This is a genomic window from Pyxidicoccus trucidator, from assembly GCF_010894435.1.
In the GTDB taxonomy this organism is placed as follows: Bacteria; Myxococcota; Myxococcia; order Myxococcales; family Myxococcaceae; genus Myxococcus; species Myxococcus trucidator.
This window is the reverse complement of sequence record NZ_JAAIXZ010000004.1, coordinates 110300-136229: the sequence shown is the minus strand read 5'-3', so window position 1 is coordinate 136229 and position 25930 is coordinate 110300. Positions and strand designations below refer to the sequence as shown.

Here is a 25930-nt window from a genome sequence, read left to right as displayed (position 1 = left end):
GTGCCAGTGCCGCAAGTGGCGAACCTGACCGAGAAGTACCGGCGCGCCCGTGCGCGACTGTCCGAGCCCAGCCCTGCGCTCACCCCGCGCGCTGACGCCGCTGGCGGCGCAGCCCGTCAACCCAGCGGCCATTGACGCGGGTGGACCGGGCACGCTCGAGGATGCGCGAGCCCGGTCCCGTGGCCTCCGCCACCCGGCAGCCCAGGTCGTCGGCCACCTCGGCCGCCGCCATGGCGCCGGTGAGGGCGGCACCCTCCATGAAGCCCTGCGCATCCAGGCTGGTGTGCTCGCCGCAGAAGTGCAGGTTGCCCACCCTCTCTATCTCCGCGCCCGCGATGCTCGTGTACTGGCCCACCTTGTACGCGGCATAGCTGCCCAGCGTCAGCGGGTACGTCGGCCAGTGCATCCGCGCCACCCGCCCGTTGTGCGCGGCCTTCACGCCGGGGAATACCTTGTTGAAGCCCTCGAGGAAGTCCGCCGCGCGCTGCTGCGGCGTTCCCGCGCCCTGGGCCAGGCCAACCCGGCCGCCGGTGAACTGGGTGATGATGCCTTGGTTGCCAGGCTGCAGCCGGCTGGTCTCCCAGGTCTGCATGTAGCCGACGTCCGAGTAGGTGGCGCCGTCGGACAGGTAGGGCGCGCGCCGCCAGGGGCGCGAGTCGAAGCCCACCATCAGCTTCGAGTTCGTCCCGTAGCCGAGCTCGGCGATGGCCCTGCGCTTCACCGCGGGCAGTTGCACGCGCATGTCCACCTGGCGCAGCAGCGTGAACGGCAGGGCGAGCACCACGTGCCCCGCCTTGACCTTCTTGGTGCCTCCCGGCGCGGTGAAGGTCAGCTCATAGCGACCGTCCGACAGCGAGCTCAGCCGCACCAGCCGGTGCTCCAGGTGGAGCCGGCGCGAGTCGAGCCGGTCCGCCAGCTTGCGGGTGAAGGTGTCGTTGCCCGTCTTCGTGTGGAAGCGCTCGTCCGACTCGCCGAAGAGCTCCAGTCGCGTGGTGTCCGTGGAGATGAACGTCAGCAGGTTGAGGCAGTTGGTGACGTCCGCCTCCAGGCCGTACTCGCCCACGTAGGCCAGCTCGATGAGCCTGCGCGTGAGGTCGCTCCGGGGGATGCCCTGGCGGTCCATCCACTCCGACAGGGAGAGCCGGTCCAGGCGCTGGGCGCCGTTGGGCGACTGGTAGGTGATGTAGTCCTCCGGGTCGTTGAGCTGCGCGAGCGAGGCGTCGATGCGCGCGGCGATGGGCTCGAAGCCCTGGAGGATCTCCGCGTCGGAGAGCCTGCGGCCCTCGAAGTAGGAGACGAGCCGGGACAGGTTCGGGGCGTCCTCGTTGTAGTCCAGCAGCTCGATGTCGAGCTCCTGGGACAGGTCATGCATCGTCTCGTGACCCGTGTCGATGAGCTCGCCGCCCAGCTCACAGTGCTGCCCACCCGGGAAGGTGTTCCGGTCCGAGAACATCCGTCCGCCCAGGCGCTTCGCGGCATCGTAGACGTTCGCGGTGATTCCCAGCCGGTGTAGCCGCCACGCGCAGTGCAGGCCGGCCATGCCGCCACCGACGATGGCCACGCTCGGCTCACCAGCCCTGGCGGCCAGGTCTCCCAGAGGCAGCGCCACGGCGCCGAGCGCCCCCGCCGAGCCCTGGAGGAAGGCACGCCGGTCGAACTCGAGCGAAGACCGCTCGCGCTTCCGCTCGGCGACCTCCTGGATGGAAAGGCCGGAGGCCGAAGCCTGCCGCGCCATGCGCAGCGCACGTTGAACGAAGGTCATCAAATGGGTGCGGGCCATGTTGGCTCTCCTCTACGGGCGCCGGGAGCTCACGCCGGCTTAAGCATGGTTCGCGTAGATTACTAATTTTTCTAGAATTATTCAATGACAGACTTCGTTTCACGGAGCAGCAGACGAATAGGGGCTGTGTAGAGGGTTGTGGGCAGGTGGCCCTCAGCGCGTCACATGCGGCTGAACCGGAAGTTCTGACCGTTGTTGTTGTTCCACGTCCGGGTTCCGTACGCGTCATCCACGTACACCGCGTACTCCACCGGCGCGCTGTCGCTCACGTACAAGGTGGGCGTGCGCCAGAGCTCATCCTGCGACCCGTAGGCGTTGGATTGGTTGTTCTGCCAGGTCAGGTCGACCCAATGAGTCGTGTGCCAGTTGTCATTCGTGTACACCATGCCCACCGAGTGGCCGGGCGCCACGGGCCAGACTCCTACCTTCACCGTGAGGTAGTACGAGTAGTAGCTCCCTCCGCTCGAGGTCGCCTGGGTCTCCGCCACCCAGACCTCCTCCGCCACGGCCAGGGTGGGCAGCAGCACGACACACAGGACCGACAGCAACCGCGCAAGACGCTTCGTCATGGGACTCCCTCTTTCGTGCGATGAGCCTCCATCGTGAAAAGGTCCTCGCGAGCACGTCAAGGTGCCCATGGGAGCGAGCGCGCCGCCGTGGTGCAGCGCGTCGAGTAAATCCACGTCACGTGAGTGCTTCCCACGAGGGGCGCGGTCTGTAACATCGCCGTGACGCGAGCGTCTCCGTCGTGGCAGCCCGAGCGCGGCATGGACTTCTCGGGACCGGACGGTGGTCGTCCAGGCGGAGCGCCGTGAGGCCCCAGGGGCCGGGTGGTCGTGAAGTCCTGTGTGTCCGGGGGGAGGCTTCAGGAGCGTCCACCGCCGTGCTGACAACAGGAACGAGCGACACATGAGGGAACAGAGGCGGAGATACGGCGCGCTGGCGCTGGTGGCGATGCTGCTGGTGGTGCCCGCGTGCTCGGACGACTCGGAGGATGAGCCCCGACAGGACGCCGGTAGCACGGTGCCGGACTCCGGGAGTGCATCTGACGCGGGGGACTCGGGCACAGCGGAGGACGACGCGGGCGCGCCGGACGCGGGGGACTCGGGCACGTCCGAGGACGACGCGGGCACGCCGGACGCGGGGGACGACGCGGGCACGCAGCTTCCGCCGCTGGAGGTGACGCAGGGCTGCAACCCGATTGCGGCGGAGCACGACTGCCTCCTGCCATTCCCCTCGGACTACTTCCTCGCGCAGGACGCGACGCTGCCCTCGGGCCACCGCGTGCGGCTCACCGAGGCGGCGAAGCTGAAGATGACGGATGGCGGCTCGTTCGACTTCACGGACCTGCACCCGGCGGACGGCTGGTCGCATGGGACGCAGGTGCTCGCGCTCTTCCCTGGCGGCGTGGATGCGGCCAACCTCCCCTCGCTGGCCAGCCCCACGATGGCGACCACGGGGAGCACGGTGCTGCTCGACGCGGAGCAGGGCGAGGGCGTGCTCCACTTCGCGGAGCTGGACCCGCGCGCTGCGAGCGACGCCCGCCGCGCGCTGTTCATCCGGCCACTGGTGCGGCTGCGCAACGGAGCGCGCTACATCGTCGCGCTGCGCGGGCTGACGGCGAAGGACGGCAACCCGGTGCCCGTGCCCGAGGGCTTCCGCCGCATTCGCGACGGGCAGACGGCGGGAGACCCACTCCTGGCGCCGCTTGCCGCGCGCTACGAGGAGCAGGTCTTCCCAGCGCTCGCGGCGGCGGGCGTTCCCCGCGCGGAGCTGCAACTGGCGTGGGCCTTCACGACCGAGTCGGAAGAGAACGTCACCCGCGACATGCTCGACGTGCGGCGCCTGGCGATGGAGGCGCTCGAGGCCACGTCGCCCGCCGTCACGGTGACGGAGGTGACGGACGACGTGGACACCAACGTCGCCCGCCGCCTCAGGGGCACGATTCGCGTGCCCCTCTTCATGGAGAGCACCCAGCCGGGAGCGCTGCTGGCGCGAGACACGGAGGGGCGCGTGCGGCGCAACGGGGACGCGGAGGTGCCCTTCACGTTGCAGATTCCCCGGAGCGTCTGGGGACAGGGCGTGGCACCGGTGCGCTTCATCCAGTACGGGCACGGCTTCTTCGGGAGCCAGGCCGAGGCGGACGGCTCGTTCGTCCGGCCCTTCATCCAGGCGACGCGGTCGGTGGTGATGACGGTGGACTGGTGGGGCATGTCCAACGTGGACGCGCCGGGCGTGCTGCAGGCGATGGCCGGCAATCCCTCGCAGACGCTGCGCTTCACGGACCGCGTGCACCAGGGCATGGCGAACCAGCTCGCGGTCACCTACGCGGCGCGCACCACGCTCAAGGAGGTGGCGGAGCTGCAGGACAGGGACGTGCTCGTCTATGACCCGGACCAGACGTACTTCTACGGCATCAGCCAGGGGCAAATCCTGGGCGGCACGTACGTGGCGCTCTCGCCGCATGTCGAGCGGGCGGTGCTGAGCGTGGGCGGGGCGGACTTCTCGCTGATGATGTTCCGCGCGAGGCCCTTCGGCCTGTTCCTCAACAGCATCGCCCAGACGGTGCCCGATGCGCTGGACCAGCAGAAGTTCGCCGCGCTGACGCAGACGGGCTTCGACCGCATCGACCCGATTACCTATGCGCCGCACGTGCTGACGACCCCGTACCCGGGGGCGCCGACGTCGCGCCGGGTGCTCGCGCAGTACGGGCTGGGAGACGCCCAGGTGCCCAACGTGGCCACCGAGCTGCACGCGCGGGCGCTGGGGCTGACGCAGCAGCTCCCCGCGACGTGGCGCGTGCCACAGCTGCCGGCACAGGAGGGCGCGATTGAGGGCTCGGCCCTGGTGCAGTTCGACTTCGGACTGCCGGAGCCGCTACCGGGGACGGTGGCGAACCTGCCGGCGCAGGACAACGCCGTGCACGAGGGCGTGCGCCGGGACGACGAAGGCCGCGCGCAGGTGGACCTCTTCCTGAGGCATGGCGGTCAGGTGGAGGTCACCTGCTCGGGCGTCTGCCGGGGCGGTAACTGAGGGTGAGGGCCGGAGCCGTGCGCCGGGAAGACACCGGCGCACGGCTTCACCCGTGAGGCGGGACTATGGAAGGGCGGTGGCCGTGTCGCCCTCCAGGGACATGCGGACGAACACCTCGTTGGGATGGACACCCTCCTCCTCGAGGATGTCCGACTCGTCCACCCCCACGCGCAGGGTGTACTCACCATCCGCCAGGCCGGTGATGTCCACCCACTGGCACGGCACTTCGAAGGAGTAGACGTCTGCCCAGCCGGGGGAGATACCCATGGGGTCATAGAAACTGTACGGCACCGCGTCCGTGCAGTAGCTGATGACGTCCACCAGCGCGAAGCCCTGCTTGCGTCCACTGAGGACCTGCTGTCCTCGCGAGTCGCGCAGCTCGTAGCCGGCGAAGCCCTTCAGGTGGTGGTGCCCGTGGCACTCGTCGAAGACGTAGAGGTCCGGCCGCTTGTCGAGCGGCGGGAAGATGGCGCTGGCCCGCCCCAGGTTCTGGATGGCCGCGCTGAAGCGCAGCAGGCGCCGCTCCCCGGGGGCCACCACGCAGCCCTCGAACACCTCGCACGCGTCCGCGGCGAACGTCTTGCGCACCACGTTCAGCGAGCGGGCAATGCCTATCGCGTCCACCGTGAGGTCCGGCTTGCCATTCACCGGGTCCACCCGCAGGTCGCATGAGCGGACGGGTTGGGTGAACGGCGGGTCCTTCGGCTCCTTCGGCACGCGACCGCCGCCGTAGATGGACACCTCGCCCACGGGGCCATCCAGGATGTTGCCGGCGGCACCGCTGGCCACCACCAGGTCATCGAAGCCGTCGCCGTCCAGGTCCCCGGGCACGGCCACGGAGAAGCGCCGGTAGGCGTCATAGCCGGCGGGCAGGGTGTCCGCGCGGGGCCAGCTCCAGACGGGCTTCAGCGAGGCGGACACGCCCTTCGCGGCTGAGTAGAAGTCGAGGCGCCCCAACAAGCCCATCACGAAGTCATGGCGGTCGCCATCTCCGTCCATGTCTCCCACCTCGCGGAGCCAGAACAGGCTGGGGAAGACGGGGTCATCCATCACCGTCCAGGCCGGAGTGGGGGAGATGGCGCCTCCCGGCTCGGACAGGTGGAAGTTCGTCACGCCGTTATCCATGAACAGGAAGGCCTCGGGGTGGCCGTCCCCGTTGAGGTCGGGGTGCAGCTTCGCGCTGCTGGCCACCAGGGACAGCCGGGGCTCGGCCGACAGGGGGCCCTCGCAGGCGAAGGGAGCGCCGGCCTTGCAGCCCAGGTACAGCTCATGGAGGTTCTCCGTGGCCGCCGACGGAAGCATCAGGTCGTCGGCTCCATCGCCGTTGACGTCTCCCTGGCTCACGAAGGTGAAGCCCGGCCGCGTGTGCACGAGGGTGAAGAGCCCGCCCTCCGCCCCGGGCGCGGCCTGGAAGAAGGACTGCGTGCCGGCCCTGCTGCTCACCACGTCGTCCAGCCCGTCCCCATTGAAGTCGACGAGGGCCGTCGTGGAGAAGAGGCCGTTGCCGGGGACGCGGAAGGCAGGCGCCGTGAGGATGGCCCCCAGGTCCGGCCCGCCGAGGAAGACGGACGCCCCGTACGAACCGGTGACGAGCAGGTCCGCGTACGCGTCCCCATTCACGTCGCCGGCCACCGTCCGGAGCGACTGGCCATTCGTCCGTGGGTGGGTGTTGGTCCAGGTCATCAGCGCGGAGACAGGCTGCGTGGAGAAGAAGCGCTCCTCGCCCGCGAAGAACGACACGCGACCGGGGTGCTCCGCCGTGATGAAGTTGGACGCGCAGGGCTGGGTGCCCACGGCCAGGTCCTTGCGGCCATCGCCGTTGAAGTCCGCGAGCGCGACGGAGCTGCCGAAGCACTCGTCCGCCAGCGTCGGGTCCGCCTTCACCTGCCAGAGCGGCGTCTCGGAGAGCTCGGGGCCGGGTTTGTCCGGCTTCGGGTCCTCGTCTTCTTTACAGGCACCCAGCGAGAACAGCAGGGACCCGGCAACCAGGACTCGGTGCGGCAGCGGCATGATGGCTCCTCATTGGCCTCTACGTCAGGTTTTCGTGCTGGCATGAGCCTCTCGAAATGCCACCGAATTGCTCATCCACCAGTCGCTAGAGCCGGTGAGCCGGTGAGTCATGCAGAAAATCTTCGAGTTCCTTCTCCGCCGACGCTCACGGCCGCGTGCAGGAGCGTCCGCCACCCGCGTGATACATGAGGTCCTGGTAGACGGTTTGCGCGAGGATTGGCGTCCTGCTCTCCAGGCGCTGGACGGTGACACCATCGCGCTGAAGCTCGAAGACGGGTGTGGTGCCTGGCACCAGCGGCACCTGGAAGGCCGTCACTCCCGCGCTCGCCACGTCCAGCATGCGCACGTCGGTGCCCTGGGTGATGACCAGCCGGCCCGGCTCCTTGAGGAAGGCGAGCAGCTCCACCTGGTTGGACGCGGCGACACCACCCCGCAACTTCATGGCGCGCGCCGTCTGCTTCGCGGCGTCGAAGGGCGCGTCCGTGCGGTGCCGACGGTGCGTGTAATAGAGCGTGTCGCGGACGATGGTGGGGCGCTGCCCCGTCTTGAACCAGGTGGTGTAGTACGCAATCCAATCCATGACGACGTAGCCGCGCTCCTGGGACGCCGTCATCCATGACTCGCCGTAGTCCGTCAGCGTCAGCAGCGTGACCCAGTCCGCGTCGCCCTCCATCGCCTTCTCGAACTGCGAGCGGAACGCCAGGCTGTTCTGCGCCTCCCAGTACACGCGGCTGCTGTTCTCGCTGTCGGTGAGCTTGTGGCGCACGTCCTCGAAGGCGACGGGCGACATCCACAGCTTGCCGCGACGGTGCGACTCCACGCTCCAGCGGCGCATGTTCTCCGCGGACTGCGCGGTGCGCTCGCCCCACGTGGAGAAGCCCGCCACCAGGTTGTCCCACTCCGCGTACTTCGTCACGTCGCCCGTGTACGACAGGAGCGGCCAGTAGGTGACCTGGATGCCCTGCGCCGCGAGCCGCGTCTTCAGCTCCGTCCAGAAAGCCACCGACTTGCGCTCCGGGTTGAAGCTGGCCAGGACGATGGCCCCGTTGAGCGTGTGCACGGACGGGTGCTGCGCCACGGAGGCAATCATCGACACCAGTCCATCCGTGGTGCCCGTGGCCTCGGTGGGGAAGTCCGGACTGAGGACGATGCGGAACTCCGGGTCCACCGCCGCCGCGGCAGCGAGCATGACGGTGAGCTGGTTGTTCCGCGTGTCCGACGAGACGCGGTACGGGTGCTCGTAGATGAAGCCATCCATGCCGGAGGCAATCGCGCGGCGCACCTCCGTCTCGAAGTCACGCTGCCGCCACGCGCTGTCGGCCCAGGGGGCTCGGGGCAGCGGCCTGTCCCTCATCAGTCCACCGATGTTGGCGTATTCGCCATTGCGTGACTCGGGCGTCATCCAGCCCGTCCAGTAGTCCGACGCGGGCTGGGCGTTGTCGATGGAGATGGGGAAGATGGGGTAATAGAAGCCGAAGACCTTCTTCGGCGCCGCGCGCAGCGCTGCCGTCGTGGGCATGTCGAACGGGTAGCACGCGGAGATGGGCGTCGGCGTGGGCGACAGCGTGGCGCTCAGCTCCAGGTTGAAGCGCGCATCGGACGTGTTCGCCGCGGACTGATGCAACTCCACCGCGAGGACGTTCGTCCCCGTGCGCAGCGCCGCCACGTCGATGCCCTGACTCACCCACGTCTGCTCCTCCGCGGGCACCGCGATGGTGGCGGGCGCCAGCGTGCGGTAACCCACCGCGCCCGCCGGCAGGTTGCTGCGGAAGACCTCCATGCCATTCAGGTAGACGATGGCCCCGTCATCCCGCTGCAGCCGCACCAGCAGCTCGCTGACCCGCGCCGCGTCAATGACAGTGAAGCGGTGCCGGAAGTACGTGGTGATGTGCTTGTTGGTGGCGTTGGTGCCGTAGGAGACCGCCGTGGCCAGGTCCGTCTCCGCGTAGCCCAACGGGGAGGCTCCCGCCGCCCAGGCCGTGTCCGCGTACCCCGTCGCCGTCCACGCCGTGCCCAGGTCCACGCCCGTATCCAGGTAGCGCCACGAAGCCCCCGGCGCGACGAGCACCGTCGCCAGCGAGGGCGCCGCCGCCGCGACCAGGTCCGCGTCCGGAGCCGTGGGGAGCACGCCCGCTTCGGGTGCTCCGTCCTCGGAGGGAAGCGACTCGTCCGGCACGCCTCCCGCGCAGGACATCGAGAGCAGGGGCGCTAACAGGAACGCGGCGAGCCGCGCCCTGGAGAAAGCCTTGGCGATGCGCATCAGTCGACCTCGAGGTGCGCTCCGTCCGGGGGAGACGAAGCGGGGGGGGTACCCTCGGAATACCAGAGCGGCATCGCGATGGACATCAACGTGGGCGGCACCGGCAGCGCGACGTACCGCTGGCTGGCCGCGAACGCGAGCAAGCATGGCTTCGCGCGCACCGTGCCCTCGGAGCCGTGGCACTGGGAGTACCGCCGCTGAGCCGTTAGACGCTATGAAGAGCGCATGTCCGGAAACCAGACCGACAGGCGCGAGCTGAGCAGGGGCGAAGTCGTGGAGCAACTCCGAGCGCTTGGCATCAAGCGCGGCGGAGTCTTGCTTGTCCATACATCGTTCCGGGCGGTGCGACCCCTCGAGGGTGGGCCCGCGGGGCTGATTGAAGCGCTTCGTACGGCCCTCGGGCCTGACGGAACGCTGGTCATCCCTGCGTGGACCGGGAGCGATACAGAGCCGTTCGACCCGGCAAGCACTCCGGCGTCACCGGACCTCGGCGTCGTGCCGGAGACGTTCTGGCGGCTCCCGGGAGTCTTGCGAAGCAACCACCCGTTTGCCTTCGCGGCGGCTGGACCGGAGGCGGAGCGAATCCTCGCGGATCCGCTTCCAGTGCCGCCCCACATCCACGCGAGTCCGGTCGGCCGTGTGTATGACCTGGACGGGCAGGTGCTCCTCCTCGGAGTCGGCCACGATGCTGACACCACGATTCATCTCGCGGAGCTCCTGGCAGAGGTTCCGTACGGCACGCCGAAGTCCATCACCGTCCTCCAGGATGGGCGCCCGGTTCGGATTGAGTACGAAGAGAACGACCACTGCTGTCAGCGCTTCGACCTCGCGGACGGGTGGCTGCGGGAGCGCGGCCTCCAGGCCGAAGGGCGTGTGGGTCATGCAACCGCGCGGCTGATGCGCGCACGGGACGTGGTCGCGGTCGCCCGCGAGCACCTGGCCAGAGATCCGCTCGTGTTCCTCCATTCCCCGAGCGCGGGGTGCGAGGAATGCAACGAGGCGCGGAGCAGCGTGCGTCCGTAGCTCGAAGGTGGTGAGCACAAGGCGTGCCGAGCGTGGCTGGGCACACGCCGGCGCAGGCCGCGCTCCCCGTCGGATGCGGCAGGGAGCCTGGCCCCGAGACTGCGTCCGCGCGGTCATGCTGAGGGCTCCTCCCCTCAGCACGACGTGCGAGGCGTGCCGGCCCGTCAGCAGTCCTTCGGGCTGCCCATGAACTTGACCTCGGTCTCCTGGGTCTTGACCCCGAGGGCTTCGAGCTTGTTCAGCAGCACGCCCAGACACCTGCACTGGGGCTTGTAGTGGCCCGAGAAGTTGTTCACCTCGACGAGTTCGTTGAGCAGCGAGAGCCGCAAGGAGGCGCTGATATGGAACTCCCCCGCACAGAACACGGGAAAGCCGGCGGCCACCTGGCTGTGGCGGATGTAATCGCGGCCAACACCCTCCTGCGGCTTCAAATAGAGCACATCTGTGTTGTTCATGTAGTCGTCAGTGACCTCATTCTCCTGGTATTTCATCGCGAAGACATACTTGCCCGGAGAAAGCACTTCACAGGCCGCCGGGTTGAGGCGCTCACCGTGGACCGAACCGTCTGGAGAGCGCGTCAGGCGACCGAGGCCTGGAATCTCCGCGGGGTTGTAGTTCCGCCAGCTCTTCAAATCAGCCAGCCAGGGAAGCCATCCGACCGGATACTGCTGCGGCTTCGAGGTACAGGTTTCGGCGAGGCACTGGTCCGCCGAAGCGGGGCCGATGGACATCAGCAGTGCGGCGACGAGTGTCAGCTGACACAGACGCGGGAGTCGGGTTGCATTCATGGTCTTGTTCCTCCGTGCTCAGAGCGTGGAGAACAGCTCGTTGCCACCCAGGACGATGGGGTAGTTGCTCCCCCAGCCCGACGTGGAGGCGAAGAAGGCATAGAGGTTGCCGGGTACCCCGTAGTAGGCCTTGGCGTTGTTGCATGCAGCGCACAGCTCGGAGTAGGGCGTGGTCGAACGGAACTTCAAGACATTGGTGTACGGGGTCTGCACCCAATCACCCGAGAAGGAGTAGTACCCGAAGTTGCTGGTCAGCCCCCAGTACCAGGTCACGTTGCCACTCCCGTCGCGGAAATAGCAGGCGACGGAGCTGCTGCTCGTGGCCATCTGTGCGGGCGATGCCGCGCGAGAAGTCGCCCACGAACCGGCCGCCCCCGCCGCGAGTGGCGGCTGCACCTCGGCCGTCCTGGCTGGAGGCGTGGACGCGCGCTCCGGAGCGGTGGCGCCCGCACTCGAGGCACAGAGGAGGAATGCAAGCGGAACGGCTGAGACGAGGGGTTTCATGAATGGCACTCTCATGTGGGGGGGGGAACCGGAGAGGGCGCGTCCGTCGGCTCGACTTCCGAACCCTCTTGCGATTGTTACTGCATGGCATGTGCCATCACTCGCGGCACCGACGAACGCCTGCCTTGCCAGGAACACCTTCGACGCGCCGGAGTCCGCGACTGCGTCCTCGGGGGACGCAGCCGCGTCACATGAGAACGCGGCAGCTCAGAGCGAGCGCCTCGAGCTGGATGCGGCTGTCGTTCGCCTCGCCGCCGTGCCAGGCAATCGCTTCCATCAGCGTGCGCCGCCCCTTGGATGTCCAGTCCCATCATTGGAAGTTGTTGGCCCCGAGCCGGTGGCCTCGGACCTGCCCCTCAACAAGTAGCCCCATGACGCCGCGTGGCTGACAGCCACGCGGCTCCCAGGGCCCGGTCCACCGGAGCACCGTGGTGGGCCGGGCTCGCCCGACGGCCGGATTCAGAGCGGCATGTAGCGCAGCAGGGGCGCGGGTCTTCTGGGGCAGCGTGCCGGCTTGGGGCTCAACACTCCGCGCGCTGGGGTGGCCCCCCGCGCTGCAGCCCGCTGCGCAGGCCGAGAGGGCAGTCCCAGGTGCTCCAGAATGGCGCGCACCCCGGCGAATGCCGTCAGCTTCGCCAGCACCCTCAAGCCTGCCGCCCCTCGAAGCGCATACCATTCTCCCGCAGCACGAAGACGCCGTCCGGCACCCGTAGGCGGGGGATGATTCGTGCGCGGCGTCCGCAGCCTGGGGACGCCGCGCGCCAAGCCTCGGTCAGTACGACGCGTAGTAGTTGAAGTCGTAGCTGCCGTCGAGGTTCGAGTACGGCGGCACGTGGCCGGTGCAGATGACCGTGCTGGCCCGCAGCCCCGCCGTGGTGACGGAGTATGCGAAGGCCATGTTCCCGAATGCGTTCACGTACGACCGTGAATTGAACGTGCAGCTGGTGCCGTCGCTCATGTCCTCCCAGGTGGCGGAGTAGTAGGTCGTGCGGCCGCTCATCGTCTTGTAATAGCCCGACTTGGTGCCACCCGCGGGATTTTCGTCTGGCTGCAGCACCATCCAGCCATCGCCATTGATGATGGACTGACTCACCCTCCTCCACACCGACGACGTGTTGTTGTGGAAGATGACGAAGTCATAGCTGGTCGCGGCTGAAGCCGCGCCAACCGGCCCCAGTACCGCGGCCATGACCAGGCCAGCCATTGCATTCTTGCGCATGGATTGACTCTCCCGAAGCGACGGCATGTCGCCAAAGGCAAGCTATCCGGGCACACCCCTTGTCCGGAAGTCAAAAGACAATCCAAACCCGGAATCCCGACAATCAAATATAAATTTCCAAACCCGTACGAACCGCGTCCACCGCGAGCGGCTTTGCCGCAGCAGGAATGGAAGACAATCCACACACTGCGTCCCTTTACACGAAGGACACGCGTGTGCGCCACCACGCCTGGCGGGATGGCCAGGGCCCCCCCAAGGCCGAGGCCCATCGAGCACCTCGCCGCTGCCCCAGGGCTCGGCCTTCCCGTCCCCGCGCGAACAGTGGCGGCGAAAGCCTCAGCGCCCTTCAGGCCTGAAGCCGGAAGACACCTCCCGTGAGCGGAGCCCGTACCGCGAGAGGAGGCGACCCTCCCATGGGCCTTCGCCCATCGACCTGAAGGGATTGAAAGCCCACGCGCGTCTTGGCCGCGCGGCCCGCCCTTTGTGTGCCGCCCACTGCCGGGGTGGTAGGTTCCCCCGCCGTGAGAGCGGAAAAGGTCTACTCGGTCGTCAGGACGCTGGGCCAGGGAGGAATGGCGAAGCTGTTCCTCGCCCACTCGCACCTCCGCCGCGAGAACGTGGTCCTCAAGCAGATGACGCTGAAGGCCGACGAGGCCGGCCGCGGGAGCTTCCTCAACGAGGCGCTCCTCAGCCTGAAGCTCACGCATCCCAACATCGTCCGCGTCTACGACGTCTTCGAGAGCCAGGGACAGCTCTTCATCGAGATGGAGTGGATTCCGGGGCGGAGCCTGGAGCAGCTCCTCCGGTCCCGCGCGCCCTCGGGGCTCCCCGCCAGCATCGCCTGCCGGGTGATGTACGACGTGTGCCAGGCGCTGCATGCGGCGCACCACGCCACGGACTCGCATGGCCGGCGGCTCGAGGTGGTGCACCGGGACGTCAAGCCCTCGAATGTGATGGTGGGCCTGGGCGGCGTCACGAAGGTCATCGACTTCGGCATCGCCTGGTCCGCGCGGGCGACGGCACCGGCCGCGCATGAGCTGTTCTTCACGCCGGGCTACCTCGCGCCGGAGCGGGCGCTGGAGCTGCTCAGGACGGTGCCCGGTGGCGATGAGGGCCTTCCGTCCGAGCCGACACCGGTAGATGGCCGGAGCGACCAGTTCTGCGCGGGTGTGCTCCTCTTCGAGATGCTGGCGGGCCGGCTGCCCATCCCTCCGCCCGCGGATGTCTCCGTCTCCGTTCACAGCCAGGTGGCGCACTGCCAGCAGCTCGCACGGTGCCAGGTGGACGTGTCGGCGCTGCCTCCGGGGCTGGCGGACGTCGCCGCGAGGGCCCTCGCGCGCAGGCCGGAGGACCGCTACGGCTCGTGTCAGGAGATGGCGGAGGCCCTGGCACAGGCCTGCTCCCTGGCGAGCCAGGAAGAGGTGGGACGCTTTCTGCGCGAGTGCTTCCCCGAGGCGCAGCGGGAGGCGGAAGAGGGCCAGCGGGTGCCGGATGCGACGGCGGAGCTCCGCACACTGGCAATCGGCGCCATGCCCGGCCCCGCCGCCCTCGAGCCTCGCAGGGCGCCTCGCGCGCCGTCACTGCCCGGCGCCCGGGGCGAGCCCGCCTGGGCCACCGCGGGGGCACTGAGCGGCGGGAGCGAGGACTTCCCGGCACCGCCGCCCGAGCGCAAGCCGTCGCGGTGGGGCTGGGCACTGGCCTTCGTCCTGGTTCTCGGTGCGGCCGGAGCGGTGATGCTCCGGGAGAATGGGTGGCCCGCGTTGGAGGCGGTGCTCCGTGGGGAGTGGGCACCGCCGAGAGCGCCGGTGACGCCAGCGCCCGCGCCCGTCGAGGTGCCGCCCGCGAGTCCCGTGGAGCCGCCGCGGACGGCGCCGGAGGTGCCGACCCGCGAAGCCCCCTCGGTCCAGCCCCCTCCGGACAGGAAGAAGGAAGGACGGCGTGGCACGGGAGCCGCCGCCATTGCCGCCGGGGCGCAGCCGGTGGAGCCGCCAGTCCTGGGCAGCGTGGACGCGGGCAGCCCCACCCAGGTGGAGCCGTCCCTGAGCGTGGAGACCGAGGGCTCCCTCGTGGACGGCGAGGCGGGAGGAGGCGCGCCGCGCCTGGAGCAGCAGGTGGAGCCCGAGGATGCAGTTCCGGGCGACAGCTCCCCGGCGGAAGCGCTGGAGGCGGACGCGGGGCTGGCCGAGGCACCCGTTTCCGGCGAGGTTCCGCCGCCGCCATCGGATGAGCCCCTGCCTCCGAGTCCGGCGGAGGAGGACGGCGTGCGCGATGCGGATGCGGCCCCTCCGTCAGGGGCCGCGGCTGCTCCCGATGCCGGTTAGCGCGCAACGCCTCCCACGCGAGCCCCCGGGCCCGCGGGGATGAGGAAGGCGTCGTAGCTGCCCGCGAGGGTGTTGCCACAGGCGGTTGCCCCGCGCGTCGTACTTCGTGTGGAGTTGCCGCGGGCCTGGGTACGCGGCGTGTAGAATCCGCGCAGACGCAGTCCACCGGGAGGTTCCACCATGAAGCGCTCCGGCATCGCGGCGCTCCTCGTCCTGACGGCGCTCTGCATGGGGTGCGCGGGCACACGGCCGGGGCCCGAGGCAGCAGCTGCCTCGCAGGCGCTGAAGCACGAGACGTACACCCTGGGAGGCAAGCAGCCCGACGCGATGCTCGTCGCCCTGCACTACTCCGGCGCCACCCCCGCCTTCTGGCATGAGTTCCTGAAGGACTGGGGCGCTCCCGTGCGCGTGCTGCTGCCCCAGGGGCCGAATCCTCGGCGCGAGGGCTTCACCTGGGTTCCCACCGACCACGAGCAGAAGGACGAGGCCGCGAAGACGGCCGATCTGGAGCAGATGGCCGAGCGTGTCGCGCAGCTCATTCGAGAGGCGAGGCGCGCGCACCCCGAGCTTCGCCGCGTGGCCGTGACAGGGTTCTCGTACGGGGGAGACCTGGCGTGGCTGCTGGCCATCCGCTACCCGGACCTGGTCGACGCCGCCGCTCCGATGGGCTCACGCCTGCTCGGGGAGCCCGCCCAGGCCCTGCCCGACACGCGCCGTGTGCTGGTGCTTCACGGCGAGGCCGACGCCATCATCGACTTCCAGAAGACGGTTGCGCGGGTGGAGGCACTGAAGGCGCGGGGCGTGCCCATCGAGCTGCGCGGCTACCCCGACCTGGGCCATGACATGTCGCCGCAGCTAATCGAAGACTGGCGCACCTTCCTCCGCCAGCAACTGAGCGGCACGGCCCATGGCCAGGAGCCCGGCGACGCCCGATAAGGGCTCGGCATCCACTGGAGGGCTGCCGTCCACCTGCCGGATGACGTTGGAGTCCAACTACCTCGCGAGTAGTCTCCTCGTGCGCGGTGCGGACCGCCGCACGAGGGGCCTCATGGAGTCTGATTACCTCAATCCGGCAAGCCTGCCCTCGGGGACGCGACTCGGCCCGTGGCAGTTGCTGGAGCAGCGCGGCCGGGGTGCCTACGGCGTCGTCTACCGCGCCGTGCACGCAGAGCAGCAGGCCGCTGAGGCCGTGGCCCTCAAGCTGGCCCTGTACCCTGGGGATGCTCGCTTCGCGCGTGAGGCCGAGCTGCTCTCCCGCGTCCATCACCCCGCCGTCCCCCGCCTGCTGGACCATGGCCACTGGCAGCCCCACGAGGGCGTCTCCTACGCCTGGCTCGTCATGGAGTGGGTGGAGGGCACGCCGCTCCATGACTGGGCCCAGGCACAGCGCCCGTCTTCGCGGCAGGTGCTTCAGCTTCTGGCCCGGCTGGCCCGAGCCCTGGACGCCACCCATTCGGCCGGAGGCCTCCACCGTGATGTGAAGGGTGACAACATCCGCGTCCGGCGGGCGGACGGTCAGCCCTTCCTCATGGACTTCGGCTCAGGACACCACCTGGGCGCAGCCACGCTCACCTCGCAGCCCTTTCCTCCCGGCACCCAGACCTACCGCTCGCCCGAGGCGTGGCGCTTCGTCTTCCGTTCCCGCAAGCCCCCGGCTGTCCCGTATGCACCGGGGCCCGCGGATGACCTCTTCTCCCTGGGTGTCACGGCCTTTCGCCTCGTCACCGAGAAGTACCCACCGTCCCCGCACCCGAAGGATGAGGATGCCTGGCTCTGGCGCCCCAAGGAGCTGGAGCACTGGACGGCGCGCGTCTGCAACCCCCGCTGCATTCCGGAGCTGAGTGCACTGGTGTCCCGGATGCTCTCGTCCCGCCCCGAGGCGCGAGGCAGCGCGCGGGAGGTGGCCGAAGCGCTGGAGCAGGCCGCGCGCAACGCGGGACGCGAGGCGGATGTGCCGCTCTTCACGGGAGAAGAGCCTCGGCCCGCAGGCCTCTTTCCCCGTCCCCAGCGCGTCACGGTGCGGCGCCCTCCTCCCATGCGGAGGTGGCCCCGGTTCGCCGCCGCCGGCCTCGCAGGCGCACTCGCGCTGAGCGCCGGAGAGCTGCGGAGCGTGAGCCCCTCCGAGGAGCCCACGACGTCGCACCTTGCGCAGCAGGAAGAGACGAAGGATGCCGGCACCGTGGCCGTCGGGGACTCCGTACTGACGGCGCCGGTGGCGCCCGAGCAAGCTCCCTCCGTGTGGTCATCCATTGCGGTAGACCTGCCACCGAAGCCCCTCCCAGGGCAGTGGCGCCCGGACAGCAAAGGCCGCTGTCCCGGCAAGATGCAGGTCGCCATCAACGGCGGGTGCTGGATGAAGCTGCCCGTGGACCTGAAGGACTGTGCAGAATATTGGACCGGCTTTGAATACAGGGGCGCGTGCTACATCCCCGCCCTGACTCGGCAACGCCCTGCCACCTCGGGCCCCGCGACTCGAGACGACAGTCCATAGCCAGTTGCTCCAGCGCCCGACGTGTGCGCCAGGCCGGTGCAGAGCCCGTGCAACTCCTTTGGGTACACGCCTGCTCATGCGCATCCGCTCCAGTCATTCCCGCCACTTCGCGGAGCCGATTCCGAACCGGTGTTCCCCTGCACGGTTGGGCCCTCGCCAAGCATGCCTCCTCGTAACGATTTTGAGACGGAGGGGCTGTTTCCTAACGATTCTTACAAAATATAGCGCTGTCACGCGCTATAGGGCGCCAGCTATCGATTTCTTCAACGTGACCTGAGGCGTGCAGCTGCGTGCAGGCCGCGTAGTCAATTTCCGCACCTGCGGACTGAAGGGTCCAGGAATGTCGCGGAGCATCCCCATCGGATACGCGAAAGCCATCGCGGATTACGACCTCACGGTCCTGCCTCCGCATCAACTCTCGTCCTGCGCTGCGATCGCGGGCAAGCACGTGCAGAGCAAAGGGGGGCGCGAGTTCGTCACCTACCCGAACGCCTACAACCCGGGCCCTTCTCTCTGCGGCCATCTGGAGTTCGCGCTCAAGCACGAAGGCGTTTCCCTGGAGGTGCTTGCCGCTCTGTTCCGTGCGGTGGAGCAAGGTCCTTTCGAGGAAGAGTTGTGCCGCTATATCCGGGCGCGGCCCACGGGGCAGAACACCCGTCGGCTGTGGTTTCTCTACGAGTTCCTCACAGGGCGTCAGCTGGCCCTGGAGGACGTGACCCAGGGCAACTACGTCGAACTGCTCGACTCCAAGCGCTATTACACAGCAGAGCCCGTGAACAGCCGGCGACACCGCGTGCGCGACAACCTTCTGGGCAACGTGAACTTCTGTCCCATGGTACGCCGGACACCCGCCCTCCTGGAGTTCGAGGAGAGACAGCTCGCGCGGGAGGCCGCACGCATCGTGGCGTCTTACGACGAGGATGCCCTCCGCCGCGCGGTCGACTATCTCTACACGAAGGAGACCCGCTCCTCTTTCAGCATCGAGCGGGAAAAGCCCAGCCAGAAGCGCGCCGCGAGGTTCGTCTCCCTTCTGCGTGAGCTTCCCGATAGGAGCTCATTGAATAGAGCCGCGCTGGTCCAGATGCAGAACGTAATCGTGGAAAAGCGCTTTGGGGAGCGACGCTATCGCGAGGAGCAGAACTACGTGGGCGAATCCGTGGGAGTGGGACTGCGTCAGCGCGTCCACTTCGTCCCGCCGCGTCCCAAGGTGGTCCCCCGCTTGATGCGGGGACTGCTCTCTTCGTTGGAGCGGATGATGGCTTCCCAGGTGGATCCCGTCGTTCATGCGGCCGCCATCTCCTTTGGTTTCGTCTTCATCCACCCCTTCGAGGATGGCAACGGTCGACTCCACCGGTTGCTCATCCACTACATTCTCTCCAAGGAGGGCTTCACCCCCAAGGGACTCATCTTTCCCATCTCCGCGGTCATGTTGCAGAAGCGCGAGCAGTACGATGCCTGCCTGGAGTCCTTCTCCAAGCCGCTGATGACCCTGGTGGACTACACGGTGGACGAGGATGGACACCTTTCGGTGAAAGGAAGGACGAGCGGCTTCTATCGCTACGTCGACTTCACGCGCATGGCGGAGGATCTCTATCGCTGGACCGAAGAGACCATCCGCACGGAGTTTCGCGACGAGTTGGACTTCATCGTCCGCTACCGCAAGGCCCGCGAGAAGCTGGACGGCCTCGTCGAGATGCCGGACAAGGCGCGCAATCGCTTCGTCCAGTTCTGTCTCCAGAATGGAGGCCGCTTGTCGGCGGGCAAGCGGGCCAGATTCTTCAGCGCCCTCACTGACGACGAGGTGCGTGCCCTGGAGAAAGTCGTTCAGGAGCACCTGATGCCTCGCGCCAGCTCCCGCCCGAGCTGAGAAGGCGCCTCACGCGCTGAGGCGCGAAGGGTGCCCGTGAGGCGGACGCCAGGCCCCCTGGTGGCTCACCTCCCTGACTGGCGGCGGAGTCCGTGTGGGTCCCTACCTTGAGGGCGGAAGGCCACCGTCTCTCTCGCGACCCGCCTGCTCATGGACCTCTACAGCGCCGCCAAGCGAATGGCCCGTCCCTTCCGGTTCTCCAACCCGGCCTCCCACCGGGAAGTCCCGCTGGCCGGCCGCGGGGTGATTGGCGACGGAATCACCTGCGCCCTGGTCCGGCCGGATGGCGTCATCGACTGGCTCTGCTTTCCCCGCTTCGACAGCCCAAGCGTCTTCGCGGGCATCCTCGATGAAGAGAAGGGAGGCATCACCGGCATCCTCCCTGTCGTGTGGCCGTTCGAGAGCCTGCAGCGCTACGACCCGGACACCAACGTCCTGGAGACCCTCTTCCGCTTCGAGCGCAAGGGCGTCGTCCGCATCATCGACTACATGCCGTGGACGAACGACCCGCGCTCCACCGTCCACGAGGTCCACCGGCGCATCGAGTGTCTCGAGGGCGCGGTGGAGCTCAACGTCGTCTTCGACCCGCGCTTCGGCTACGGGGCCTCGGAGACCCGGGTGGAGCGGGAGGAGCACGGCCTGGTCGCGCGCGGGGCGCGGGGCGAGCGGATGGTCGCCGTGCTCAGCGGGGAGGCGGACTGGCGGCCCTGCCATGAGCTGAAAGGGCAGCCCTGCCGTGGCGAGTCGGGCCTCCAGACGCGCATCCGGCTCGGCGCGGGCGAGCGGCGGTGGATGGTGCTGTCCTGGGACTCGGACCGGCCGGAGCCCATCTCCGCCTACCGGCCCTTCGACCACCTGCGGGACACGCGCCAGGCCTGGCGCGAGTGGTCCCAGCGCCTCCGCTACGAGGGCCCCTGGCGGCACCACGTCCTCCGCTCGGCGCTGGTGCTGAAGCTGCTGATGTACGGCCCCACCGGCGCCATGGTGGCGGCGCCCACCACCTCGCTCCCCGAGTGGATGGGGGGACCTCGCAACTGGGACTACCGCTTCAGCTGGGTGCGCGACTCGGCGATGGCCGTGCGCGCCACCAACCTCATGGGCTTCCTGGGCGAGTCCCGTGAGTTCTTCTATTTCGTGCGAGACACCCTGCAGCGCGGCGACCCGCTCCAGGTGATGTACACGCTGGACGGCGGCACCGTGCCTCCCGAGCAGGAATTGCCACACCTCGCCGGCTTCCAGGGCTCGCGCCCGGTGCGCATCGGCAACGGCGCGAGAGACCAGTTCCAGTTCGACACCGCGGGCGCACTGCTCGACGCGGCGTACCTCTACGAGCGCTTCGGAGGCCGGCTGCCGCTGCGCACGTGGCGGCTGCTCCGCTCGGTCATCCAGACCACCGCCCGCCGCTGGCGAGAGCCCGACCACGGCATCTGGGAGCCGCGCCGGGAGATGCGCCACAACGTCCACTCGAAGCTCATGGGCTGGCTGGCGCTGCGCCGGGGGGAGCACCTGTCCCGGCTCTTCGGTGAGACGGAGCTGGAGAAGGCGTGCACGGACCTGGCGGACGTCATCCGGACCGACATCCTCCGCAACGGCGTGGACCCGGCCCGGAAGCACTTCGTGGGCACCTATGGTGGGAACGAGCCGGATGCCTCGTTGCTGCTCCTGCCCATCGTCGGGTGCTTTCGAGCGCAGGACCCGTTCATCCTCCGGACCATCGACTGGCTGCGCCACGAGCTGGGGACGGGCCCGTTCCTCCGCCGGTACCGGATGGATGACGGAGTCGGCGGCCCCGAGGGCGGCTTCATCCTCTGCGGCTTCTGGCTGGCCGAGGCGCTGGCGCTGGCCAACCGCATCGACGAGGCCGAGGACGTCTTCGTCGCGCACGCCGAAGCGTCCAACCACCTGGGACTGCTGGCGGAGGAAATCTCCCCGCTGACCCGCGAGCAGCTGGGCAACTTCCCGCAGGCCTTCAGCCACCTCGGCCTCATCAGCGCCGCCGCGCGCATCGACCGCGCGCTCCGGCTGCGCGACGAGGGACAGACGGAGCCGCCCCACCTCCTCGAGCCCGAGCCACCGCCCATCGAGTAGCGGCTCCAGTCTCGGGAAGAAGTGAGGCAGCAGAACCTGGGCGTGGCCACGGTACTGCCCGCGACCACGCCCGCCCAGACGCGTGTCTGCTTTCGCCCGGAGTTCCTGGGCCCTACCCCGGGCCGTCCCTCACTCGAAGGTAATGATGAACTGCTCCCAGGCACCCACGGCGGTGCGGTCGGCGTTCAGCCTGCCGCCGCCGCCGTCCTCGGCCACCAGGTAGCGGGGGTTGAGGAGGTCGAGCGTCGCCAGGGCCACGGTGTCTCCGGTGCCGATGGTGAGGAGGCCCGTGCCAGCAATCTTCCAGATGCGGAAGGTTTCAAAGTCGCCAGGCGCCGTGGGGGTGGCTGTCACCCCCGAGCCGCCACCGTTCACGGCCATGACATAGTTGCCGTTGAACGTCTGCAGGTGGACGAGGTCGCCGCTTTGCAGCGCGAAGCCGTTGCGGTCCACCAGTTGGAACCTCTCCCAGGCACCCACGGCGGTGCGGTTGGCGTCCACCGCGGCGCCGCCGCCGAACTCGGCCACAATGTAGTAACCGCCCGAGGTACGCAGGTTGATGGTTCTCGAGTAGAGACGCGCCACGGATGCCGCGTCCGTGATGCTCAGCGCGTCGCGCTGCCCGATGGCCTGCCCCCCCAGTGTCTCGACGGTGGGCTGCCCGTTGCTCGAGAACGCAGTCCTGGGGTAGTGCATGATGGAGCCGTAGTCATAGGCGAAGATGTCGTCGCCGTTGGCGATCTGCTGGTCGAAGTTGTGCGCCTGACCCGCGAGGATGTTCTCGTACCGGATGCGCACGTACGCATTGCGGTCCTCGCGCGACTGCTCGTGCCAGAGGCCCAGCGCATGTCCGATTTCATGGATGATGTTGCCCGTGCTGCACCCGTCACCCATCCACACCCCTTGCTGGCCACCAATTCGTCCCACGTTGGCACTGCACCCGTTGCCTGACTGGAAGTGAATGTAGTTCGGGTACAGCGCCGCGTTGAGCACGGTGCGTTGCACGAAGCGGAGGTGCGTACGCTGTTGCCAGTGATTGATGGCGTTCGTGATTCGCGCCTGGTTTGGCAGGGCCGGGTCGATGGAGTAGGGCACCTGGGAGTCGGGCCAGCGAAAGTTCGCCCCGGTGATGGCCACGCCCTGGGCCTGCACCCCCGGGACGTCGAGGCCGCCCCGGGCCTCCACCGCGCGCGCGCGCGCCTCCATCTCCTCCACCGTGCCGAGAACCATGTCCCCCTCGAGGATGGCCAGTCCATCCACCTCGGCGTACTTCACCGGCACCAGCTTCCCCCTCGCGGCGTTCCAGGCGTAGCCCTCGCGAACCGGGGCGCCAGCCGGCACTCGGGCCAGCTCCGGGTCCAGGGCGGGACGCGACTCCAAACCCTCCTCACCGCAGGCAGTGAGCAGCAGGCTGGGGATGAACAGTGCTACCAGAGCAGCTTTCGATGTGCTTCGAAGCATGGTGCCTCCTTTCCGGAAGGCATTCCGGGGAGCGCGAAGATAAACATATGGCTCTGACGTTGTTGCAAGTGTTTGAGGTCCTTCATCAATTTGTGGCATGCCCCAGTGCCTCCGCCGAACGGAGGAACAGGCACTGTGTATGTATTTTTCGGACTTCCAAGCTGAACGGAGCATGTGGATTCCCCGTATATGTCATGGCTTTGGAACTCGGGTTCCAGGAGCAACAGCAGTTTGTGACAAGCCAGGACTCGAGCCCAACCCCCTCCGTCCAAGGAAGCACCATGCTCCCATGGACATCCAGGTGCGCCTCCACCAGGGCAACTGGTGGGTGTGGGTCCTGGGCGAGTGGATTGGCTACTACCCGCGCTGCAAGGACGAGGGTTTCCTCTTCTCGTCGGAGACGCAGGCCTCGCTCCAGGCCGCTGGAGCTCACGCGGACCCGCCCAAGCCTGGAAGCGCCGGAGTAGGCCATCTGGCCGATGTTCGGGTTCGGCGCCAGGGCAATGGTGTCGACTCCCTCTTGGAGGTCGAATGTTCCGCAGCGCTCTCGTCCTGACCCTGGTCTCTCTCCTGTCCGCCTGTGCCGCCGCGCCGTCTCGCGCCGCCGCCGTCCGGACCACTCCCCTGCCGGTCCCCGCCAACACCCGCTACGTGGAGGGAAGCTTCAGCGGAACCGGAGGCCTGAAGCTGTACGAGGCCTCCTGGCGTCCCACCTCCGGAGAGCCGCGCGCCGCGGTGATAGTGATGCACGGCCTCAAGGACCACGCCGACCGCTACACCGAGCTGGCCAGCGCACTGGTCGCCGAGGGCTATGCGGTCCACGCCTTCGAGCTGCGCGGGCACGCGCGCTCCGAGGGCGAGCGGGTGTGGGTCGAGCGCTTCGACGAATATGTGGAGGACATGAAGCTGTTCGTCCAGCGGGTGAAGGCGAAGGAGCCGGGCAAGCCGGTGTTCCTCTTCGGCCACAGCATGGGCGGGGCGATCAGCACCCTCTACGCCCTGGACCATCCTGCGCAGGTGAACGGGCTCATCCTGTCCGCCGCTGCGCTCAAGCCGGGCAAGGACATCAGTGGCTTTCGAATCGCCATGAGCGGCGTGGTGTCGACCCTCTCCCCGCGCTCGAAGCTGCTGGAGTCGGAGGACACGCTCTTCTCCCGAGATCCGCAGGTGGTGGCGCAGATGAAGAGTGACCCGCTGATCCTCCAAGGCAACGGCCCGGCGCGCACCGGCGCGGAGCTGCTCAAGGCCATGGAGACCATCGGCAAGCGACGTGCGGAGCTGAAGGTGCCACTGCTGGCGATGCACGGGACCGCCGACGCGCTCACCAATCCCGAGGGCAGCGCGGAGCTGGTCGCCAATGCCGCCACCACCGACAAGACCCTCAACCGCTACGAGGGCCTGTACCACGACCTGGTCCACGAGCCGGAGCGGGCCAAGGTGATCGCGGACATGGTCGCCTGGCTCAACGCGCGGAGCCCTCTCCCAGTCCCGTGAGAGGAGGTCTCGCCGAGGCCAGGCACGTCTGGGCGAGCGGCTGGACGTTCCGCCAGTGGCACTTCATCAAGACGAGCGACCTGAGACACGGAAGCCCTTCTCGGCGGACCTCCCGGAAGTGACGTGGACCCAGGGGCCCGCTGTGCCCGGCTGACTGTCCGGCGGGGCAATGTCCTCCAGTCGCCGGAAGCCCACTTTCATGGGGAGGGTCTACCGGAGGAGGTCAGAGATGAGGGCAGGCATGAGGATGGGGCTGTGCTTGGCGCTGCTCTCGGGAGGCAGCGCGCTCGCGGAGGACGGCCTCACCATGTCGGGCTCGCAGTACGTCGAATGGGAGGGCCCCTATTTCCTGCTGGGGCTTGGCGCGGAGGGCTACACCGGCGAGCTTGCCTCCAACCTCAACCCCGGCCTGTCCTATGAGGCCATCATCGGCTATCGCCCTTCGGAGTTCCTCGGCGTCGAGGTGGGCTACAGCGGAGGCGCCAATGACCTCGACTCCGGGGCGGGCTCGGAAGTCGGCGGTCCGGACATCATCCGCAACGGCGCGCAGGCGGCGCTGACCGTGGGCATCCTCCCCAACAACCGCCTGCAGCCGTACGCGCTGGCCGGCATCGGCATGGAGCGCTACTCCGTCCGCAACGGCGTCTCCGTCCGTTACTTCGACGACACCGGCGGCTACGTCCCCGTCGGGCTGGGCCTGCGCTACAAGCTCAACCAGAGTCTTTCCGCCGAGGCACGCGCCAGCTACAGCGCCCTCTTCAGCCAGGACTTCGCGCCCATCACCGATGAGGACGTGCTCGACGGGCGCTACCAGGGACTGCTGCAGTTGGGTGGCACCTTCTGACTTCAGCGTGTTGGAGATGTACCGGGTGTGCGTGGCCGAAGCGCCGATGCGCGCACCCTCGCTCGCGTGGGTCGCCGAGGGCTATGCGGTCCACGCCTTCGAGCTGCGCGGGCACGCGCGCTCCGAGGGCGAGCGGGTGTGGGTCGAGCGCTTCGACGAATATGTGGAGGACATGAAGCTGTTCGTACAGCGGGTGAAGGCGAAGGAGCCGGGCAAGCCGGTGTTCCTCTTCGGCTACAGCATGGGCGGGGCGATCAGCACCCTCTACGCCCTGGCCCATCCTGCGCAGGTGAACGGGCTCATCCTGTCCGCCGCTGCGCTCAAGCCGGGCAAGGACATCAATGGCTTTCTGATCGCCATGAGCGGCGTGGTGTCGACCCTCTCCCCGCGCTCGAAGCTGCTGGAGTCGGAGGACACGCTCTTCTCCCGAGATCCTCAGGTGGTGGCGCAGATGAAGAGTGACCCGCTGATCCTCCAAGGCAACGGCCCGGCGCGCACCGGCGCGGAGCTGCTCAAGGCCATGGAGACCATCGGCAAGCGACGTGCGGAGCTGAAGGTGCCACTGCTGGCGATGCACGGGACCGCCGACGCGCTCACCAATCCCGAGGGCAGCGCGGAGCTGGTCGCCAATGCCGCCACCACCGACAAGACCCTCAACCGCTACGAGGGCCTGTACCACGACCTGGTCCACGAGCCGGAGCGGGCCAAGGTGATCGCGGACATGGTCGCCTGGCTCAACGCGCGGAG

General features: G+C 68.3%; 20 protein-coding genes. 12 read left to right on the top strand and 8 right to left on the bottom strand.

Going from position 1 to position 25930, the window contains the following annotated elements; genetic code table 11:
* Positions 1–79 precede the first annotated feature (79 nt).
* A complete protein-coding gene (locus tag G4D85_RS13890; protein WP_164012011.1) occupies positions 80–1780 on the bottom strand; it encodes a flavin monoamine oxidase family protein in 1701 nt (566 codons plus the stop codon).
* A gap of 161 nt (positions 1781–1941) precedes the next feature.
* Positions 1942–2349, bottom strand: a complete 408-nt coding sequence (locus G4D85_RS13885) for a hypothetical protein (protein ID WP_164012008.1) — start codon at positions 2347–2349, stop codon at positions 1942–1944.
* A gap of 340 nt (positions 2350–2689) precedes the next feature.
* Between G4D85_RS13885 and G4D85_RS13880 the strand changes: the two genes are divergently transcribed.
* A complete protein-coding gene (locus tag G4D85_RS13880; protein WP_164012006.1) occupies positions 2690–4813 on the top strand; it encodes a hypothetical protein in 2124 nt (707 codons plus the stop codon).
* A 63-nt stretch (positions 4814–4876) separates the two neighbouring features.
* On the opposite strand, the gene G4D85_RS13875 is transcribed toward G4D85_RS13880, so the two are convergent.
* Together G4D85_RS13875 and G4D85_RS13870 are read right to left on the bottom strand one after the other, a co-directional pair.
* A complete protein-coding gene (locus G4D85_RS13875; protein WP_164012005.1) occupies positions 4877–6823 on the bottom strand; it encodes a lysyl oxidase family protein in 1947 nt (648 codons plus the stop codon).
* A 145-nt stretch (positions 6824–6968) separates the two neighbouring features.
* The gene (locus G4D85_RS13870) at positions 6969–9083 is read right to left on the bottom strand and encodes an endo-1,3-alpha-glucanase family glycosylhydrolase (RefSeq protein ID WP_164012002.1); all 2115 of its coding nucleotides are present in this window, start codon (positions 9081–9083) and stop codon (positions 6969–6971) included.
* A 78-nt stretch (positions 9084–9161) separates the two neighbouring features.
* Here G4D85_RS13870 and G4D85_RS50280 point away from each other — a divergent pair, with 78 nt between their 5' ends.
* Positions 9162–9284 carry a hypothetical protein gene (locus G4D85_RS50280; protein ID WP_275900288.1) on the top strand — a complete coding sequence of 41 codons (123 nt, stop codon included), beginning with the start codon at positions 9162–9164 and terminating at the stop codon, positions 9282–9284.
* A gap of 24 nt (positions 9285–9308) precedes the next feature.
* Complete coding sequence (aac(3)-IV, locus tag G4D85_RS13860) at positions 9309–10106, top strand: AAC(3)-IV family aminoglycoside N-acetyltransferase (RefSeq protein WP_164012000.1); 798 nt, start codon at positions 9309–9311, stop codon at positions 10104–10106.
* A 164-nt stretch (positions 10107–10270) separates the two neighbouring features.
* Here the strand turns inward: aac(3)-IV and G4D85_RS13855 are convergent, their stop codons facing one another.
* The 3 genes from G4D85_RS13855 to G4D85_RS13835 form a co-directional block, all read right to left on the bottom strand.
* A complete protein-coding gene (locus tag G4D85_RS13855) occupies positions 10271–10894 on the bottom strand; it encodes a hypothetical protein (protein WP_164011998.1) in 624 nt (207 codons plus the stop codon).
* Positions 10895–10912: 18 nt separating this feature from the next.
* Positions 10913–11167, bottom strand: a complete 255-nt coding sequence (locus G4D85_RS13850; RefSeq protein WP_205525544.1) for a hypothetical protein — start codon at positions 11165–11167, stop codon at positions 10913–10915.
* 1003 nt (positions 11168–12170) lie between these two features.
* On the bottom strand, positions 12171–12617 hold the full coding sequence (locus G4D85_RS13835; protein WP_164011993.1) for a hypothetical protein: 447 nt from the start codon (positions 12615–12617) through the stop codon (positions 12171–12173).
* A 521-nt stretch (positions 12618–13138) separates the two neighbouring features.
* On the opposite strand from G4D85_RS13835, the gene G4D85_RS13830 reads away from it, so the two are divergent.
* The 5 genes from G4D85_RS13830 (at position 13139) to G4D85_RS13810 (ending at position 21384) form a co-directional block, all read left to right on the top strand.
* Positions 13139–14938, top strand: a complete 1800-nt coding sequence (locus tag G4D85_RS13830; RefSeq protein WP_164011991.1) for a serine/threonine-protein kinase — start codon at positions 13139–13141, stop codon at positions 14936–14938.
* A 180-nt stretch (positions 14939–15118) separates the two neighbouring features.
* Positions 15119–15874: an alpha/beta hydrolase gene (locus G4D85_RS13825; protein WP_164011989.1), complete on the top strand. Its 756-nt coding sequence runs from the start codon at positions 15119–15121 to the stop codon at positions 15872–15874.
* A 112-nt stretch (positions 15875–15986) separates the two neighbouring features.
* Complete coding sequence (locus G4D85_RS13820) at positions 15987–17429, top strand: serine/threonine protein kinase (protein WP_205525543.1); 1443 nt, start codon at positions 15987–15989, stop codon at positions 17427–17429.
* 340 nt (positions 17430–17769) lie between these two features.
* The gene (locus G4D85_RS13815) at positions 17770–19296 is read left to right on the top strand and encodes a Fic family protein (protein ID WP_164011987.1); all 1527 of its coding nucleotides are present in this window, start codon (positions 17770–17772) and stop codon (positions 19294–19296) included.
* A 150-nt stretch (positions 19297–19446) separates the two neighbouring features.
* Positions 19447–21384 carry a glycoside hydrolase family 15 protein gene (locus tag G4D85_RS13810; protein WP_164011984.1) on the top strand — a complete coding sequence of 646 codons (1938 nt, stop codon included), beginning with the start codon at positions 19447–19449 and terminating at the stop codon, positions 21382–21384.
* A gap of 129 nt (positions 21385–21513) precedes the next feature.
* Here the strand turns inward: G4D85_RS13810 and G4D85_RS13805 are convergent, their stop codons facing one another.
* Positions 21514–22845 (bottom strand): M12 family metallopeptidase, encoded by a 1332-nt coding sequence (locus tag G4D85_RS13805; protein ID WP_205525542.1) that lies wholly within the window; start codon positions 22843–22845, stop codon positions 21514–21516.
* 289 nt (positions 22846–23134) lie between these two features.
* Here G4D85_RS13805 and G4D85_RS13800 point away from each other — a divergent pair, with 289 nt between their 5' ends.
* The 4 genes from G4D85_RS13800 to G4D85_RS13785 all read left to right on the top strand — a co-directional run.
* Complete coding sequence (locus tag G4D85_RS13800; protein ID WP_164011982.1) at positions 23135–23401, top strand: hypothetical protein; 267 nt, start codon at positions 23135–23137, stop codon at positions 23399–23401.
* Positions 23377–24339 carry an alpha/beta hydrolase gene (locus G4D85_RS13795; RefSeq protein ID WP_164011981.1) on the top strand — a complete coding sequence of 321 codons (963 nt, stop codon included), beginning with the start codon at positions 23377–23379 and terminating at the stop codon, positions 24337–24339. Before G4D85_RS13800 ends, G4D85_RS13795 begins: the two co-directional genes overlap by 25 nt.
* A 241-nt stretch (positions 24340–24580) precedes the next feature.
* Complete coding sequence (locus G4D85_RS13790; protein ID WP_240359254.1) at positions 24581–25183, top strand: outer membrane beta-barrel protein; 603 nt, start codon at positions 24581–24583, stop codon at positions 25181–25183.
* Positions 25170–25930 (top strand): alpha/beta hydrolase (locus G4D85_RS13785; protein WP_164011977.1); only part of this gene is annotated, 761 nt, incomplete at its 3' end. The genes G4D85_RS13790 and G4D85_RS13785, both read left to right, overlap by 14 nt.